This window comes from Dictyobacter formicarum (assembly GCF_016587435.1).
The window spans coordinates 77069-95290 of the sequence record NZ_BNJJ01000020.1; the positions used below are offsets into that span (position 1 = coordinate 77069).

14 protein-coding genes and 2 tRNA genes are annotated in these 18222 nt (G+C 52.5%); 3 read left to right on the forward strand and 13 right to left on the reverse strand.

Going from position 1 to position 18222, the window contains the following annotated elements:
- Nucleotides 1-7: 7 nt before the first annotated feature.
- The 7 genes from JMI88_RS29070 to hisD all read right to left on the reverse strand — a co-directional run bounded on the left by JMI88_RS29070 (nucleotide 8) and on the right by hisD (nucleotide 9013).
- On the reverse strand, nucleotides 8-1159 hold the full coding sequence (locus JMI88_RS29070; RefSeq protein WP_201365458.1) for an NADH-quinone oxidoreductase subunit D: 1152 nt from the start codon (nucleotides 1157-1159) through the stop codon (nucleotides 8-10).
- 18 nt (nucleotides 1160-1177) lie between these two features.
- The gene (locus JMI88_RS29075; protein ID WP_201365459.1) at nucleotides 1178-1345 is read right to left on the reverse strand and encodes a hypothetical protein; all 168 of its coding nucleotides are present in this window, start codon (nucleotides 1343-1345) and stop codon (nucleotides 1178-1180) included.
- Nucleotides 1346-1504: 159 nt separating this feature from the next.
- On the reverse strand, nucleotides 1505-2257 hold the full coding sequence (locus tag JMI88_RS29080; protein WP_201365460.1) for an NADH-quinone oxidoreductase subunit C: 753 nt from the start codon (nucleotides 2255-2257) through the stop codon (nucleotides 1505-1507).
- Nucleotides 2248-2616, reverse strand: a complete 369-nt coding sequence (locus tag JMI88_RS29085) for an NADH-quinone oxidoreductase subunit A (RefSeq protein WP_201365462.1) — start codon at nucleotides 2614-2616, stop codon at nucleotides 2248-2250. The genes JMI88_RS29080 and JMI88_RS29085 overlap by 10 nt, the downstream gene beginning before the upstream one ends.
- Before the next feature lie 95 nt (nucleotides 2617-2711).
- The gene (locus tag JMI88_RS29090) at nucleotides 2712-5303 is read right to left on the reverse strand and encodes a protein phosphatase 2C domain-containing protein (RefSeq protein WP_201365463.1); all 2592 of its coding nucleotides are present in this window, start codon (nucleotides 5301-5303) and stop codon (nucleotides 2712-2714) included.
- 48 nt (nucleotides 5304-5351) lie between these two features.
- Nucleotides 5352-7193, reverse strand: coding sequence for a serine/threonine-protein kinase (locus JMI88_RS29095; RefSeq protein ID WP_201365464.1), 1842 nt, complete (start codon nucleotides 7191-7193; stop codon nucleotides 5352-5354).
- Nucleotides 7194-7708: 515 nt separating this feature from the next.
- A complete protein-coding gene (gene hisD, locus JMI88_RS29100) occupies nucleotides 7709-9013 on the reverse strand; it encodes a histidinol dehydrogenase (protein WP_201365465.1) in 1305 nt (434 codons plus the stop codon).
- A gap of 708 nt (nucleotides 9014-9721) precedes the next feature.
- Between hisD and JMI88_RS29105 the strand changes: the two genes are divergently transcribed.
- A complete protein-coding gene (locus tag JMI88_RS29105; RefSeq protein WP_201365466.1) occupies nucleotides 9722-10273 on the forward strand; it encodes a hypothetical protein in 552 nt (183 codons plus the stop codon).
- Between the two features lie 15 nt (nucleotides 10274-10288).
- On the opposite strand, the gene recO is transcribed toward JMI88_RS29105, so the two are convergent.
- The 6 genes from recO to JMI88_RS29135 all read right to left on the reverse strand — a co-directional run bounded on the left by recO (nucleotide 10289) and on the right by JMI88_RS29135 (nucleotide 16214).
- Entirely contained in the window at nucleotides 10289-11101 is an 813-nt protein-coding gene (gene recO / locus JMI88_RS29110; protein ID WP_201365467.1) for a DNA repair protein RecO, read from the reverse strand.
- 58 nt (nucleotides 11102-11159) lie between these two features.
- Nucleotides 11160-11233, reverse strand: a tRNA-Cys gene (locus JMI88_RS29115).
- 11 nt (nucleotides 11234-11244) lie between these two features.
- Nucleotides 11245-11316 (reverse strand) — tRNA-Gly (locus tag JMI88_RS29120).
- A 77-nt stretch (nucleotides 11317-11393) separates the two neighbouring features.
- On the reverse strand, nucleotides 11394-11540 hold the full coding sequence (locus JMI88_RS29125) for a hypothetical protein (protein WP_201365468.1): 147 nt from the start codon (nucleotides 11538-11540) through the stop codon (nucleotides 11394-11396).
- An 8-nt stretch (nucleotides 11541-11548) separates the two neighbouring features.
- Entirely contained in the window at nucleotides 11549-13816 is a 2268-nt protein-coding gene (locus JMI88_RS29130) for a helicase-associated domain-containing protein (RefSeq protein WP_201365469.1), read from the reverse strand.
- A complete protein-coding gene (locus tag JMI88_RS29135) occupies nucleotides 13803-16214 on the reverse strand; it encodes a helicase-associated domain-containing protein (protein ID WP_201365470.1) in 2412 nt (803 codons plus the stop codon). The genes JMI88_RS29130 and JMI88_RS29135 overlap by 14 nt, the downstream gene beginning before the upstream one ends.
- Before the next feature lie 267 nt (nucleotides 16215-16481).
- On the opposite strand from JMI88_RS29135, the gene prmA reads away from it, so the two are divergent.
- On the forward strand, nucleotides 16482-17402 hold the full coding sequence (gene prmA, locus JMI88_RS29140; RefSeq protein WP_201365471.1) for a 50S ribosomal protein L11 methyltransferase: 921 nt from the start codon (nucleotides 16482-16484) through the stop codon (nucleotides 17400-17402).
- Between the two features lie 4 nt (nucleotides 17403-17406).
- Entirely contained in the window at nucleotides 17407-18207 is an 801-nt protein-coding gene (locus JMI88_RS29145) for a 16S rRNA (uracil(1498)-N(3))-methyltransferase (protein WP_201365472.1), read from the forward strand.
- Nucleotides 18208-18222 lie beyond the last annotated feature (15 nt).

An 18222-nucleotide genomic window follows, 5' to 3' on the forward strand; every position in this document is an offset into this window, starting at 1 on the left:
AACACTTTTACCGATCGACCTCGCCAAGTACGATATCAGTACTACCCAGAATCGCAATCGCGTCACTCATCTTGTGACCACGCATCAGCTCGGGCACAATCTGCAGATTGACAAACGAGGGTCCACGCAGCTTGGCACGCCATGGATACTCGCCACCATCACTGATCAGATAGACGCCCAGTTCACCTTTACTGCTCTCAACCCCAAAGTAGGTCTCACCACGAGGAGGACGAAGAGCGATCGGCGTACGGGTACTGATTGCTCCACCAGGCATTTTATCAATGGCCACCCGGCAGAGACGAATACTCTCATTAATTTCCTGTAAGCGCACATAATAGCGCGCGTAACAGTCACCTTCCTGGCGTACATAAGGATTGACAGGAACTTCGCGATAAGCCATATAAGGGCGGTTCACGCGCAGATCCCAGTTAACGCCACTGGCACGCAGCATCGGCCCGGTCAAACCATAGGCAAGTGCCTGCTGAGGATCAATATAACCAACACCCTGTGTGCGGGACATGAAGATTTCGTTGCCGCTCAGCAGCGCATCCATTTCCTTCATGTTCTCTTCTAAGCGATCCAGGAAAGCTGAACACTCATCCAGCCAGCCCTTAGGAAAATCATGCAGCACGCCGCCAACGCGCATATAGTTCACATTAAAGCGGCTACCACCCAGGGCCTCAAACAGGGAAAGGATACCTTCGCGATCGCGGAAGGCCCACAGAATAGGGGTCGTCGCACCCAGGTCCAGACCATATGTGCCGATACCGACCAGGTGGCTTGCAATACGCTGCATCTCATTGGTGAGCAAGCGAATATATTGCGCGCGCCGTGGTGGCTCAATTCCCATCAACTGCTCAACCGCACCGACATAAGCCGTCTCGTTCAACATGGGAGACAGGTAGTCCGCATTGTCCATATAGCGAATACCTCCCATATAGGGACGGTTTTCCAGGATTTTCTCTAACCCGCGGTGCAAATAGCCGATGACTGGGGTACAACTCGTGATAGTTTCGCCTTCCAGGGTCATAATCAAGCGCAGCACACCGTGAGTGCTGGGGTGTTGCGGACCCAGGTTCAGCAACATTTCCTGCGTCTTCGTACCCTCGGCCGAAATGCCAGACTGGGCTTGAAGATCAGTATCTTGGTTCGTAGCCATAAGCTTCCTCTAGTTTGTTTATCTTCTTCGTTGCCACTTTCGCAAACGAACGCAGAAGCTAATCGACCACATCAACGCAATCAGCGCCATCATGCCAGCAAAAAGATAACGATTGGGGCTCTCCAGCAGCGTAAAGGTATAGGCCATAAACCAGCATCCAACCGCCACCATCGCACCCATTGCCAATCTTATCGCTCCATCATTATGTGGTGGGACAACCCTTCTAGCAGACACTGCGCCAGATCTGTCCGGCGCGGGTCCTCTACCGCGGGCTCCTGTAGAAATCCTTTGCTGTTTTTTCGACTTTGGCATGATACTTACTCACACGTCCTGGTCGCAACTTCACTACGCGTTTTTATCAGACGACGGACTCGTTCCCGGCACAGACTGGCCAGGCTGCGACGATTCATGCACATTCGCTTCCGTCTGAGCGGCTTCGTTAGCATGGCCAAAGGTAGGAGTTCCTGGATGGAGGCGCTCCTCCTGTCCCTGACCCAGCTTCTTCTGCACGACACGCTCAAGGTTCTGCTGCTGATACTTACCGGAAACAGCCATATTCGGGTCAATCTGGGTTGTAGCACGAGGTTTCACCGTCATAGGAACCTGGTGGAAACTTTTTAAGAGAGGGTAACCCTCGAAATCATCATCGAGCAGCATACGACGCAAATCAGGATGACCAGCAAAACGAATACCATACATATCATAGGTCTCGCGTTCCAGCCAGTTTGCCGTTGACCAGACCGACACTACACTATCGACCTCAGGAGACTCAGAATTGAGGCGTACCTTCAACTGCAGCAATTGGGCGCGAGTCGTCGAGCGAACATGATAGACCGTCTCTAAATGATCTAACATATCGACACCCGAAATACTACTGAGCAGGTCAAAACCAAGTTGATCACGTAAAAAGCGGCAGACCGCCACCAGGTTCTCGTTCTCAACCTCGAGATTCAGGTAATCACCTTTCTGCACCTGAGGCACCACAGGTTTACCAGTAATCTGCGCAATCGGAGCCAGGTCGCGAGCCAGAGCAGCGTTTTGATCACGATAGCCGGTCGTGGCACTGGGAATATTTTTCGAACGTGGTACTAGATCCATCGAGTTACTCCCTTACGCCATGCATATACCAATCCAAGTGCAAGTACAGCAATAAAAAACACTATTTCACAAAAACCAAAAATGCTTAACTGTTCAAAAATTATAGCCCAGGAAATAATAAAAACGATATCTACATCAAAGGCCACAAACAACAAGGCGAAGATGTAAAACCCGAGTGGATACTGAACCCAGGCGGAGCCAATGGGAGTTTCACCAGACTCATAAGTTTGCAGTTTTTCTTTTGTTGCTTTATGTGGAGCAAGTATGTTTGCTGCAGTCGTTGCTACGAGCACAAACACAAATCCTGCAGCCAGCAAGATACCTGCATATAAATATCCAATATTAGCTAGTGTTGACACGAGCTTTTCCTCCCAACAAATACCTCCGCCAATTAGGAGCGGAGGTCAAGAAAATGCTGTCTAGATTATAGCACAGGGAAGAAGGAGCGACAATTTTACTGTAACTGGGGCATCTGTACTGAGTCTGGCTTCGCGATTAATTGGGTACGAGGCATTCCAGTTGTTTCAACTGGCTCAGTGATATGCACAACAATCACACTGACGTTATCTTCTCCGCCACCTTCAAGAGCAGCTTTGATCAAAGCATCGCTCACCATGGTCGGATCAGGATCGGGATTTTTGACCACCGCTTCGATTTTGGGGTCACGCACCATATCCCATAAGCCATCTGAGCAAAGCAATAATTTGTCACCCGGCTGTAAAACTTCTTTAAACGAATCGATCTCGATCACTGGCTTTTCGCCCAGGCTACGATAGATCTGATTGCGCTTTGGATGGGTGTAGATATCATCTGGCTTAATAATACCAGCATCCACCAGACTGGCTACCACCGAGTGATCGGTCGTCACTTTCCGCAGTCCAGTAGCTGGACGATACAGATAAGTACGGCTATCGCCGACATTTACAACATACACCGTGCTATCTACTACTAAGGCGGCAGTAATAGTAGTGCCCATATCACCATTCTGTTGCATATTATGCTGATGCACTGCCACATTGGCTTCCTGCGCACCTTCAGCCATGAGGCGCGCATAGCTCTCATCCTGGAGCAATCCCTGCTCCACGATTTTTGGCAACAGATAATTCACAATAGCCTGAATAGCAGTGCGGCTGGCATCCTCACCGTTCGCATGTCCACCCATACCATCGGCAACCACAAACAAGCCAAACATGGGCGGCTTCTGAGAGCCATTAATCAGGCCCTGCACGGCAAACAAACTATCTTCATTGGGTTTATATTTGCGCTTAATCCCCGGATCAGAACGGGCACCAGCCACGATACCCAGCCGTCGACCGCTTAACTGCCGCATAGCATATGGCACCGTCTTATCAGAGTCTAACTTAGCAGTCTTCTCACTGCCCGCGGGCATATCGACCGTCGGCTGCTCAGCAATTGAGCGACCAGGCACAATAGTCGGTTGCTCGGCGATGGCCCTGGCAGGTACAACTGTCGGTTGTTCGGCAGTCGAGCGTGATGGTGATGCCGGTACGGCAGATCCATAAGTGCCACCATTAGGTGAACCAGAACTGGCAGCCTGACTATGTGCCATAGAACCAGCATCTGCTGAGATCAGCGGTTGCTGGCAATGAGTACAGAAGTTATCTGCCGCCGTTACTTGATCGCCGCAGCGCGGGCAATGTAGCGTCTGTGATCCCAATGCTCCAGTCTTACGGACCGCTGGCTGCGCGACTAAAGGACCAGATTGACTTGTAACTCCCTTGCCCTGGGAAGCCTCCATCTCAGCCAGGCGAATACGCTGGGCCTCAATGGTTGCTCGTTGCTCGGCATCGGCCAGTTCTGAATCCAGGCGTTTCCGTTGCTGGACACGCCCACGCCAGAACCAAAAGAGAGCCAGCACCACCAGCACAAACAATATGCCCACCAGTAGCGCAATCTGCCAGTAGGGAACATTCACTCCAAAGAGAGAGAAACCATTGGCTGGCGCTGGCGCAGATGCCCCACCGGCTCGACTCTTCTCGACGGCAGGTCCTGTGCCCGCCAGAGCAAATTGTTGTGCAGCCTGAAACTTGCTATTAGCCGCATACGCATTTTTAAAATTCGTATGCGCTTTATCCAGCATTTGTTGATAATAAGCATCCATGCCTTTTTTCCAATTGTCATATACAGGACTGACAACAGAAGGATTGCTGACCTTTGGTAGGGTTGCATCCAGGAAAGGTTGCAGCGTATCAAGAGAAAATACGCTGCCGCTATGAGTGCTGCGCAAACCAACCAGCTCTCCCCCTGTATTCACAATTGGAGTGCCTACCTCAAGCGTCTTATCATCTTGTGGTTTGGTGATTGGCGTGCGATATTGCACTAACTGATTTACGTAGGTATCCGGTTGGGCAGAACCAACGGTAGATGTTTGTAAACCATCCAGCGAAGCATCACTTTTGGCCAATGTCAGCGCATGATTCTGCCCGCTGTTATTGGCGCTATTTCCCTGGTTCGCCGCCAGATCAACAAATGGCTGTGGTTCCTGAAGGCCACTGGTAAAAGAAAAGAGCGTTGGACCATCAATGCATGATTTCGAACCAGCAGGACAATGAACAGAGATATCGCCAGCCTTAACATCAAACTTAATGACCTGTTGTGAATTATAAAGACTGCTGGTATAAATAGAAATCTGAGACAATGTCGCCGCTGGCGCAGATGATAGGCAGGTAGCCTTCTTCTCATTATTAACTAATGTGCCATCAGTCAACACCCAGTTTTCATACTGATTAGGGTTTCCACTTTTCACCTGACTTCTGACCAGCACACCCAACCCGGTACACATGATATGTGAATTCGCCGCGGGCCCATTATTATCGGTACCCGTGTACGACATAAGAAGGCGAACAACAGAAACGCCAGCACGCGTAACATCTTGTGGAGGATTCGACGCCGAAGCCTGATGAGCCGCAGCCAGGGCAGTGGAGGAGATCCCCACTTGTAGGAAGATCATGAGCCAAGCGAGTACTGAGAAAACAAGCAGTCGAAAGCTCTTGCATCTCCTAGAGCTGAGACGATGCGTACTCATTGACACTTCCCCTTCATGCCAGATAGACAGTGCATAAAAGATTGCCTCTTACCGTCCTAAACGATTTTTCAAACTAAAAAATAGTTGTTGAACCGCGGGAGTACTTCCCAATGGTCCATTTATAACATAACTACATTCCCGGAAAGCGTCTTCCAGCTTTCCTTCACGCTCATACACCTGACTGAGTAAGAAGCGTGCTCGGGGCTCGGCTGCGTCTAAGATCAACACCTGTACAAATGCGTTCTCTGCTACAGACCATTGATTACTGCGCATAGCTAATTGGCCCAATGAAAAGTATAACCGTAAACGCAAAAGTTCGGGCTGCGCAGGGGCCAGGCGTAATGCCTCCTGATATTCACGAATGGCCGGCTCGATTTGATTGGTCTTCTCAAAGCATTGCCCCAGCCGATCGTGAGTCTCAAAATCCTGAGCATTAATACGGAGAGACTGGGTATAGGCAGAAATGGCCTGGAATGGGTTCTGCCGCAAGAAGTACCAGACATCACCAACCAGTTTATGGGTTTCTGCATCGCTGGGATTCAACTGCAGCGAGCGATTATATGCCTGTATCGCCAGGTCTGGTTGTGGCGGTGTACGTCGCGCGAAGACTTGCCCAAAAATTTTATGTACCGTCGCGTTTTGGGGCTCTAATGTATGAGCCCATTTGATGGCCTCATGAGCAGCCTCGATACGCGCCCCTGTAAGATGTCCCATTGCGGTCGTAATATGTTGCGCTGCAGGGCCGGTAGTCGGCGACGACACTGGCCTGACCGGTGTAAGGCTCGGAGAAGAGTTGATGCCCGGTGTCAGTGGCGCACCCTGTTTTTGGCCGCCGCTTCCAGCTTCATTTCCACGCCCCTGAACTGGATTGGCCAGGGGAGGAACAACCGTAATCGGTGGCAAATTTATCAGGGCACGCTCCAGGTCGGCTGCGCTAGCCCAGCGAAAATTCAACTGTGGTGCCAGAGACCACATGACAACTTGCTCAAATGCCGGCGAGATATCGGGACGCAACGTGCGCAATGCTGGAAATGCAAAGGCATTTGGCTTGTTATTGGCGGCGTCATGTCGCGTCAGCAAGCGATGCATGGTCGCGCCCAGAGCGTAAATGTCGCTTCGCGGCTCGGGCATCCCATGTAACTGCTCGGGAGGAGCATAGCCCAGGGTCATAATCACCGTTGCCTGGCGCTGTGACTGGAATGTACGAGCGATACCGAAATCGATCAATTTAACTTCATCACGGCCGGTCACCATAATATTAGAGGGCTTAAGATCCCGGAAGATAATCGGGGGTATCTGAGAGTGGAGATAGCTCAACACGCTACTGACCTGACGCATCCAACTGCGGGCCTGCGCCTCCGTCACGCCACGCGCTCCATTGACACCGATGACGTTTCCCTTTAGATCCAGAATTTCTGCCAATGTATGCCCATCAATAAAATCCATCACCAGGTAGTTCCGACCATTCTCCGCAAAGAAATCGCGCACACGTGGAATACAAGGATGATTCAGATCTAATAGCAAGGTCGCCTCACGCGAGAACCACTCTACCGCCTGAGCTCGCTCTGTTTCATTATTAAATTCGTCGAGCATTTCTTTGACAGCACATGGGCGATTAAAGCGCGTATCAATAGCACGATATACTGCACCCATACCACCGGAAGCAATTAACTTTTCAATCTTATAGCGGCCGCCCGAAAGTACTACGCCAGGAGCTAGCCTCCTTGGCATAGCCTTGCCCTCTGTTTCGGGCGCCGAAACACTAGAAGATGGCGGTGTGTCTACATGCTGTGCCTTATCTGGCATATTATTCTGCACCCCGGATTGACCGGGTTGTGAGCCACTTATTGGTAATACATGCTCGGAATCGGACGAATAATTATTTGACATACTTTATTTACACCGCGAACGAACTATTTGAACTCCTTTATCAATACAGTAAAAGCTGGATTATGTTAGAGTTCAAAATTATATGCGCTCCATATCTCAAATTCAGGCTTTTATAGGGGGCATTATAACACATCTTTCCTTTAGTGAGCAGGAATTGCATCCAGAGTCCTAGAACGCTGCCACGCTAAATAGCCATTGCAGCATTTCCCAATCAAAAAAGTGCACATAAGGAATTTTAGTATAGGGTGGTAACTCGTCAGGAAAAGATGTTCCCTACAAAGTAAACGTCTTTACAAAGTAAACGTCTTTTCTGACTTTTTTTATCTGTCAACTTCATTGGTTAATGACGCTATGCGTACGGTCACGGATGCAAAAGAGTGTTTGACAACCATGCCTTCGTGCCTTCGGCCTCTGAAAGTACGCACCTGTGGCGCTCAACAAGATCTAGGGTGAGTTGCACGATATGCGCTTGAACGCATATCGTGCAACTCACCCTAGATGAGAAATTGTAGCACTTAAAAGCGATCGCTGACAGCACGGGCGTGCGCGGGGAAACCCTCGAACTCGGCCAGGCGGCGCGTAGTTTCGCTCAACCCAGCGTATCCTTCAGGGGTAACGTAACCCAGTCCGGTACGCTTCAAGAAATCGAACACAGAGGTGCAGGAGAAGGTATGGGCAAAACCACCCGTTGGCAAGATAGCATTGGTACCCAGACTATAGTTGCCTAGCGGAGTTGGCGTATGCGCCCCCAGCAAGATTTCGCCAGCGTTGTTGAGCTGGGGCAAGATAGCAAAGGGATCACGCGTATGGACCTGCAGGTGTTCAGGAGCATATTCATTGGTGAAATCGATCGCCTCTTGCAAAGAAGTCGTTAACACCAGGCCTCCGGTACCTTTGTCGCTCTCAAAACCGGTGCGGCAGAAGGTCTGGCGCGGCTCTGGCAGCGCGGCGATTTTGGCTGGCAATAGTTCCTGTATAGCCTCGATCAAAGCGCGGCTATTGGTAACCAGCAGACTGGAGGAGTCTGGACCATGCTCAGCTTCAACCAGCAGATCACGCGCCACCAGTTCAGGATCAGCGCTATCGTCCGCGAGCAGGATAGATTCACTGGGGCCGGCAGGCAAGCCAACATCCAGTGTGCCATACAGCAACCGTTTGGCGGCCGATACATAAGGATTGCCGGGACCAGTTACTTTACGTACCTTTTCGATCGTCTCAGTGCCATAGGCCAGGGCCGCAATGGCTTGAGCGCCACCAATACGGTAGATCTCATGCACACCACAAAGATCCGCAGCCACCAGCGAGGCAGGATCAACTTCTCCGGTCGGAGCAGGCGGCGTACAGACCACAATACGTGGCACCCCTGCGATACTGGCAGGGGTCGCCAGCATATACATCACAGAAGGAAAAGCACCCTTGCCACGCGGCACATACAAACCTACACTGCTGATAGGCGTAATTTTTTCGCCCGCCATCACGCCCGGAGCCACCTGTGTAAACCACTGCTCATGGGGCATCTGGCACTCATGGAAGGTCCGTACATTTTGAATGGCATGCTGAATAGCCTGGTGAATATCTTTATCAAGCAGATCGTGAGCGCGATCAATCTCCGCACGGCTCACGCGCAGGTTATCGGACGACAACTGTACATGATCGAAGCGCTCCATAAACTCGAGCAGCGCTTCGTTACCACGCGTGCGCACCGCCTGTACAATGGGACGTACATATTCCAGCAAATCATCGATTGCAACTTCCGCACGGCGCAGTAGGCGGGCCCGTTGAGCTGCATCCAGGCTAGCCAATTCATAAAAATGGACCATGATCTATACTACTTCCTTTCATCCTGATCGCATCGCAGCAGGGTATAGGGCCGCTGGCAGCATATTCATCACCTGACAGGGCAACCCACACACAAACAGGGCAGTCCAGCACACACCTTACTGCCTGGTTCATCTTTTCTCATGATACGCGACCGGCAAGAGCATTGTCTATAGCCTCTATTGCAAAGCAAGTAGTGTTCTCGCGCCTTGGCCCCTGATGGTTCGCGCCGTCGACGCTCAAAAAGATTTCTAGTGAATTGCCCGCAGTGCGCCCGGCGCACTGCGGGCAATTCACTAGAAAGAAAGATACGGCCTACCAGCGCGCCAGTGAGGCGCTTCCCATGCCTGTGGCCATGAAACGCGTTCTCGGCACATATCTGCACATCACCATAATAAAAGAGGGGGGCGGGTCGCGCCCGCCTTACAGGTATAGGTTTTTTGGATTCACGCCAGGAAAGCGGGGATGCAAGGGGCGGCCAGCCCCTTGACTGGGGGTTTGGCGAGCATGCCGGGGGCATGATCAAGCTGTGCCCCCAACTCTTCCCTTCCCCGTGCCGCCCGCAGGGCGGCATCAGGGGCATCAGGGGCGTAGCCCCTGAAAAACCTACACCTGTAAGGTCGCGCCCGCCCCCTCGCAGGCTATATTTATATACTAAAACTATGATATGATTGCCAAAACCACAATGCCTAGTAAGGATGAGGTTATTTATGGCACATCAAGACCCTAAACAGGAAATAGTGAACCGGTTGACACGCTTACTGGTTCCACGCAGTAGCAAAGTTCCAGCCGGCAATCTGCATGAGAGCACGCAAGAATCAAAAAACAAAACCCTGCAATTTTTGAAAGAACGCTCCCTGCCCGGTCGTCGAGCCTATATCGCCGTTTTCGAGAATGAGCAGGGAAAAGAAGTATATTTCACCTGCTACGTTGAAGAGGACGCACATGGAAACTGGCAGTTCCGCGGAGCAGCCGGTGATGGCATCATGGGAACGAATCCAGGACCTATAGTCGAACGCGCCTGGGCCAATCTGGGCGGCGGCGGCATGCCCGATCATTTTTACGCCGGTGGCCTGGTCGCAGATCATGACCAGAATGTGGCCCGCGTGCGTCTGATCGCTAAAAACGGCACCGTTATTGAAGATGAAGTTGAGAACGGTATGGTGCTTTTCTTGTCTGGTCAGCGGATCGACCTGCCCATTCAGGCAGAGTTATACGATGCCGCGGGCAACCTTATTTATAGCCATAAAGTGCTGGGATAACGCCGCCAGCATCTGCTACCGCTGCACGTTCAACATTTCCAGGAAGCTCCAGGATTTCAAATCACGCTCCAGGTGGAAGCGGATCAAGCCATGCATAGCAGCTTCGATCTCCGCCTGGAGTCGGGCATCCAGGTGTAAGTTCGGCACCTTACTCCATTCGGTCCTCTGCAGCAGGCGTAAGACCTTCAAAGCATTCATTGAGAGGGATTGAGACCAGAGGTGCGAGCAATTAGGACACAGTGCTCCGCCCAGCGCTGGCGTAAAACCATTTTGCTCTGGTTTCAGCTCGGCCCGGCAGTGAGCACACTGGCGTAGCACTGGCTCATAACCGATATAGGAAAGAAGATAGATTTCGAAGTATCGCAATAGCAGGCGTGAGCGATCCTGATCGTGGGGCGAGGCCGCCTCGCCCTGCGCACGGCGTTGCTGAACCTGCGTCGCATCCGCCTCCAGGATACGTAAAGCCATCAACAACAGATTATAAACATCCTGCTGCTGAGTGTTATCTTCGACAAAACGATCGACTAACTCGGCCAGATAGAAGCCACAGGTCATATGCCAGAGCTCATTACGCAAATGGAAGAAGTTTTCTTTAGTCTGGGCCTGGGTAATGATATCGAAATTGCGGCCCATAGCCAGTTGAAGCTGGCTATAACAGAGCAACTCTAAATGACCAGCTTTCTTGCTGCCTGGGCGGCGTACCCCCTTGGCAAGGGAGCGAATTTTCCCTTTATAGGGGGTGAAAAGCGTCAATACCCGATCGGCTTCACCCAGATCGGTACGCTTCAGGATAATAGCTTCGGCGGAATAACTACGTTGCTCACGCATAGGTGAAAATCCAGGTAGGTGCTAAAAAAAAGAGACGTGGTAGCTACCACGTCTCACTTGGAGGCGACGAGCGGATTCGAACCGCTGGTGCAGCTTTTGCAGAGCCGTGCCTTACCACTTGGCGACGTCGCCGAAAAAGGGGGAGCGGGAGACGGGATTCGAACCCGCGACATCTTCCTTGGCAAGGAAGTGCTCTACCACTGAGCCACTCCCGCATCTGCGTTTCGTTAGGAACTGCAGTACGTTTGTAGGGATAAGATATCATACATGTTCTGGTTTGTCAACAGTTTTATTACATAGTTTTTCCGGCCTTTTCGCCGTCCTGGTTGGTGCTGGAGATGGTCATGAAGCCCCGCTGCTGCAGAAGCGTTAATATCTGGGGCAAATTCTGAGTGGATACGTGTACCAGGCGCTGACCATCCACGATCTCTGAGCCCAACAATGTCGCTATCTCCTGGTCGGCCTGCAGATCCTGCAAAACATCGGCCGGAAGCCGCAGCAGAGGCGCATGCTCAACATAGATCTGTTGTGTATCCGTGTAGCCTCCCCCCATAATTTCAGTCGGATCAACAGTGAGCCTGGAATACCCTCGCGGCAATAGTGCTGCAGAAAGCGCAAAATGTGTTCAAGGGTAATATTCTCTTCCAGGGCACGCTGTAACGATTGAGAGGTCACGCGCAGCCATCCGGTTGTTTCATCTTCTTCACAGAAACGGACAAACTCTGCCAGTACATAAAAATCAAGCACGGCATAGATGGGTTCAAGTCTGCCATCTTCATGCAAGGTCCATTGCGGATCATGTAGCGGCAAAGGAACGGTCTCGAGCAATCCCTGTTCGGGGGCGGCCGAGAAAGCAGGCAAGTAATCATCCTCCCAGAGGAGTTGCTGTACCGCCAATAACTGCTCAGGAACAACCTCGGCCAGCAGAGGCGTCAGACGGCGCTGGAAGAGCGCACGGTGCGCAGGGTCGGCAAAGAAACGATCCAGCACAGCGCTATCCTCAACCTCGATCAGCGTAGCCTGCGGCCAGATCTCGATTCGCCGCACCTGGCGCTCCCACTCCTCAAGTGAATAGCGCACATTCTGCGGTATATTTCCTTCCGCCGCCGATTCTAAAACCACCAGGATCGTTTCTGCTCGCTCCCCACGTTGAATCGCTCGCATGATACTACTCTTCGAGAGATGATACTGCGCGATATGCTCCAGGCTGATACGTTCAGCAAAACGATCCAGTTGCACCAGTAAACCTTCCGAGACCGGAGCCAGCACCAGCACATCAAAGTTTGGCTGGACGATCAAGCGGCTGGCGGGCAGCGCAGGTGGGGACAATGGAATATCGTGCATGATCACGACAGCATCGGCGGAAAACGCAAAGGCGGGCGCCCCTTTCTCGGACGCAAACTGCAACAGTCCCATCCATTGCAAGGGGCCAGCGAGCAGCGTGCGAATAAAACCACCTTCGACCATATGCCAGCCTTCCCGGTGCGTCAACCAGCCACGGCGCAGACGGAAATCCCAGCCATAAGGATTTGATCCCTGAGAGTAGCGTTCAGCACGCAGGCCATAGCGACGCGGGAAGAGTAGATAAGGCACGTGCAACTTTACACGCGCGATAAAGGCCGCCAGATCATGCCACTCGGTTGGCTCCTCGCATAAAACGCGCTCAATCACCTGGTGGCGCGCATGCACTATTTCTTCATGGGCTGGCAGCAATGGATCAGGCGCTGGCCGTATGTTGATATCAGATAGAGTAATCAACTCATTCCAGAAAGTTGTATCGACATAGACACGATAACAACGACGCGCTCGCTCGGCCACTGGCAGCGAAAAAAAAGCCTCGGCAGGCTCGGGCACCAGCATACCGCGCTTGATAGAAAGCAGGCCCAGTTGCATTAATAATAGTCGAATGAACAGCAATTGAGGATGATCGGTCTCCAAACGTAACTGATCCTGCTCAAACGGTAGCGCCATAAAATCCGCGATCTGGCGCAGGCTGGTACGCGATAGCAACCCATTGTTAACCAGCGAAAGGTTGCGGTGGGCCGCGACAAATGACCAGTAGAAATACAGGGTACGCTGAAAAGCCTGCAGGCGCCCATCCTCATCAGCAATCTGCGCCGATGCAGGCAAAGGGGCCGCCTGCTCAAAGCGCCAGCGCCGCCGCACCACGTTCACCAGCGTCTGGGGAACAATCAAGACCCCATCGTGCATACCACTGCTATAATCGCGACCAACAAAATGCGTCTGCCGGCCCCAGAATACCAATCCCAGCAACAGTAGGTGGCGTACCGCCAATTCAAAGGGACCATGTGGATGGGCAGTAGGATAATGAGGAGGCTGCAAAACACCATCGGCCATCACCGCCACGCCCATCAACTCTGATCCTCCTGGTTCGTCCTTCTTCTCAACCCCCGGTAGGCCCGAGCTATGAAAATACAGGGCCAGATCGCGACTATTAGCGCGCCCACCACAGGAAACCAGCTCGCGCAACAGCAGAATTTCCAGCTCGTTCAGCTCTTGTAACAAGTCGCCCAACGAAGTAGCATCCAACAGATAATGCGCCACTTCTAACACTACAGGTGTAGAAGCGGTCGCAGAAAGATCGGAAGGAGCACTGAACACATGGGGAGCCGCTGCAATCTGACGCGCCTTCAGCACTGCCTGCAGATGGTACAGAGGAACAGTCTGCAATAGCTCAAGATCATTCTGGTCCATATAAATCCTCATCATGTATGAGCGGCGATTGTCCACGGCGTTTGAGTTCATCGCTTAAACGCTCGGTCGCGGTTGGTTTCACTACTACGATAGTTGGATGCAGTGGGCGTATCACATACTCATCCAAAGATGTGGTGGCCATCAGTTCACGCATGACGGTCGTATCAATGGTCTCAACAACAGTGACACCGGTATAGATGCGCACGCGGCCATAACTGGCCAGCCAGCGTTCCAGGCGGGCCAGCAACTGCGCGCCGGATCCATCACTCTGTCCTGCACGTGCGACTGCCTGCCGCAACACCTCTAATAAACGCGTCATTTGATAGCCCTGGCTGAGTGCCTGGCTCAAAGCCTGGGGCGTAAAACGATAGCGCAATTGAGAACGCTCAACCCCTGTTGCCTCGGCACACTGCTCAAAGAGCTGAATGATGGGCCAGTAGCGCGCAGAGCAGGGCAACAGAACCTGCCCATCCTCCAGCACCTCCAGCGTTTCCTGGGTAAATTCCTGCACCTTATCCAGATCCAATGGCACGTCATGTAACAGCCAGCGCGCCAGGGCCGTCATACGAAAAGCCAGCAACCGTCCCTGACTGGAGAGCGCCACGTCGCAGAGTCCCCACCAATGGAAGGGGCCCGTGATCAAACGGGCTACATACAGCAACTCCGCACGCTGCCAATCCCCCAGATGTTGTGGTTTCAAGGCTTTGTCAGCATCGGCTTCCAGCCACCAATGGGGAGCGGGCAAGAGCCGCTGCCTGCGTTGTAGCAGCAAAGGATTCAAACGATAGACAAAACGACTAAAGGCAGTAAATTGCATCCATTGTCCGATTGGAGCCTGGGCCAGCAGGTCGGTCAGCGCCTGGCGCGCTTCCATATTCTCTTCAGCCAGTTCGCCAACGCGTAGTACAGGCACATTTAATGGCGTCATACGACAAAGCAGGCGTAACCCGTCTTCCTGTAAAGCAAATAGTTCGGTGGCCGAGGGCGATTGCAGCCAGAGTTTAAATAGATCCGATAATACATCAGCATGATTGGAACCCAGCAGGAGACGAGCCGCATCTGGCAGGATGCGCAGATAAGGCGTTTCGCGCTCGGGTCGCTGGACAATACCCGCCAGGAGCAAGATCTGTGTGGCAAAGCGTAGAAAAGAGGGCGCAAATGATACTTTTTTCTGTAGCGCCGTCAGTAAAGCGGCTGAAGGTAGCTCGTTGGGCTGAGACAACAGAGCGGTATGACCCATGCCCGGTGAGTTTACGTGCACAGTTGGAAACTCTGACTCCGCCATCATAGTCGGAAACCAGGAATCATCAGGCTCAACCTGCATACCATCTAATGCCCGGGCTACCAATAACAGATCGGCCAGAATACGCATTGGCGGCAAAGATTGGACGTGGGGCAAGACGGAGTGCTCATCAGGCTGCTCCGGATCAAAGGAGGTGACAGGCACAAAGATGCGCAAGGCTGTTCGTATCTCAGTGGGCACAAACCAGCCAATATCTAACAGGTTACTCGGACTGTTATTGCGCGCGAGCAGATCGGCATTGAAAGAATTGACCCGAAAAAGCAACGCCTTCCCCTGCAGTGCCAGCAGAGCCCGCTGTAACTGGGCCGCTTGCCCCAGCGAAAAACGCTCAAATAACCCGCGCAAATCATCATCATGAACCAGTCCACCAGCCAGAGACAAGGCGGCTAACAACTGGCGTTGCGGCTTCTCCAGAGTCGTAGCCACCCGGCGCACCACATCTGGCTGCTTGATCGCCTCAACAATTTGCTCGGCCAATTGTTGCTTGGACAAGCCGTTCGTGGTCAGATTATACTCGCGGGCGATGCTGCGCAGTTCTCCCAGACCTATCTGTACGAGAATATTTACCAGGTCGGGGCTATAGCGTATTGCGCTACTCACAGGAGGATTGGGTAGATTATCAGCTTTCAGCGTTTCGCGGACCAGCGGTGGCTTAGGTGCTGCCGGTGCTGGCCTGTTCGTTGGCTTCTCCTGAGGCGCAGGCGGTTTGATACGTGGCTCAAAGATAGCGGGCTGGGCCAGCCAGCGATACAATAGTGCGGCACCATGCGCGCATAGCAACTCTCCCGACTCACCACATGAACAGGAGTTTCGCCAGGAAGTCGCACTCGTCAGTTCAACTTCTACAGTATAGGAACGTGGAGTAGTCGTAATATCCTGTATTGCCACATCCTGCCCATCAACAGCCGACTCAAGTGGATCGATGCCCGGCGGAAGCTCCACAATACCATGCAACCGAGCCCCCTGGCGTTGCGTGCCTCGGATCGTGCCTGTACGATTATATTCTTGTCCGAGAGAAGCTGCGGTCAACCCCGCCATACGGAGGATATCAGCCGCTCGTAGACGCTGTAGTGCGCCAGGTACTCCATTTTCCATCAAAGACAAATTACTCGAAAAACCTATTTTGAACCAACTATATTCGGCTATGATAGCACGAAGTATCTGTTGTGGTCAATCTGACTCATCATATCACACCCTTCAGCAAGGAACAGGAGAGAGAGACCATTGGAACGATCAGTAGCACTTTTGGCTTCTCCAATTCTCTGGCCTACTGTGATATGCTAGAAAAACACAAAAGGCGATCGTTGGCAGCCAGAATACTGTCAGCAGACCTATTCATGCGAAAGGTAGAAAGTTGTTTTCATGCAGTGGTTGGAATTAACAGTACAGGTGCATCCCGAAGCGGTTGAGTCGGTCAGTGAATTATTGAGTAGTTATTCCCGTGATGGTGTCGTGATTGAAGAGCCCTATGAACTGAGTGACGATGGGCAGGAGTACCATATCCTGGTTGGTCAACCCGTTCAAGTGCACGCCTACCTGCCATTAGATGGTACTGAAGAGGAGAAGAAGCAGGAGATTGCTCGTGGGCTCTGGCATTTCTCTAGCCTGGGCGCACATTTTGTAGGTGAGCTACATTCTCGCGTGGTTGATGAGGAAGATTGGGCCAACGCCTGGAAAGATTATTATCACGTTACCCATATTGGGAAACGGCTGGTGATCCGCCCCTCCTGGCGTGAATATACGCCCAAAGAGGATGAGGTGGTGCTGACCCTTGATCCGGGGATGGCCTTTGGTACCGGCGTGCATCCGACCACCCGAATGTGCCTGGAACGGGTCGAACAACTAGTACAGCCAGGTATGCAGATCCTGGACGTAGGCACCGGCTCTGGCATCCTGGCCCTGGCTGCGGCTAAACTGGGAGCCAGCCATATCGATGCCATCGATAATAGCAGCGTTGCCGTCGAAAGCTCAAAAGCTAACGCTGAGATGAATGAGCTTCAATCGCAGATCGATGTAGTACTGGGCGTGCTGGGCGATGCCGAAGCCAGCCGCAAAGAGGGCCACTATGACCTGGTACTGGCCAACATCATCGCCCATATCATTGGCTCGATAGCACCACAACTGGCGCAGGTAGTGGCACCCCATGGCCTGCTGGTTGTCAGCGGCATCATCGAAGCCCGCCGTGCCGACGCTGAAGGTCCATTATTAGAGGCCGGTTTAGAACTGGTTGACGAGACCAGGATTGATGACTGGTTAGCCCTCACCTATCGAAAGCGAGCATAAGTCGATGCACCGCTTTTTTAGCGCTGATTCCAACTTTCATGCGGTTCAGCCCGGGGAGACCGTAACACTGCCCGATAAACTGGCCCACCAGGTCCGCGATGTGCTCCATATCACTGTCGGCGAACAACTCATTCTCTTCGACAATAGCGGCGAAGAATATGTCTGTAGCGTCACCCACAGTAGTCGCGCTGGCATCGAAATCCAGCTCGAAGAGAAGCGCGCAGGGAAAAAAGAGCCAGCGGTACATGTGGTCCTATGTCAGGGATTGCTCAAATCGGCCCGCTTCGAATTTATCCTGGAAAAGGGAACAGAGCTGGGCGTAACCAGCTTCGTTCCTACCCTCTGCCGCCGCTCAATGGCTGGCTTAGAAGAGGCCGGTCCCAAGAAACTACAGCGCTGGGAGCGCATCATTCAGGAAGCAACAGAACAGTGTGGTCGTTCCCGTGTTCCCGAGCTCCAAACCATACGGCCCTTAATGCATACCCTGAACGATATTCCAGCAGGGGCGCTGGCCATTATGCCCTGGGAAGAGGAGCATGCCCAGAGCCTCTATGAAACCCTGCAGCAGGCCCGGCAAAACTGGACCCAGGCAACTGAGCAGAAGCCCATCACCATCGTGATCTTCATAGGCCCAGAAGGTGGCCTGACCGCAGAGGAAATCACGCTGGCCAAACGCGCTGGTGTCAAAATTGTCACACTGGGAAGCCGTATACTGCGCGCGGAAACCGCGGCCCTGATGACCGTCGCCAACGTAATGTACGAATTAGAATCGCCAGCCGGGGGACGTCAGGGGCCGAAAGCATAAAACGCATCGCTCGCA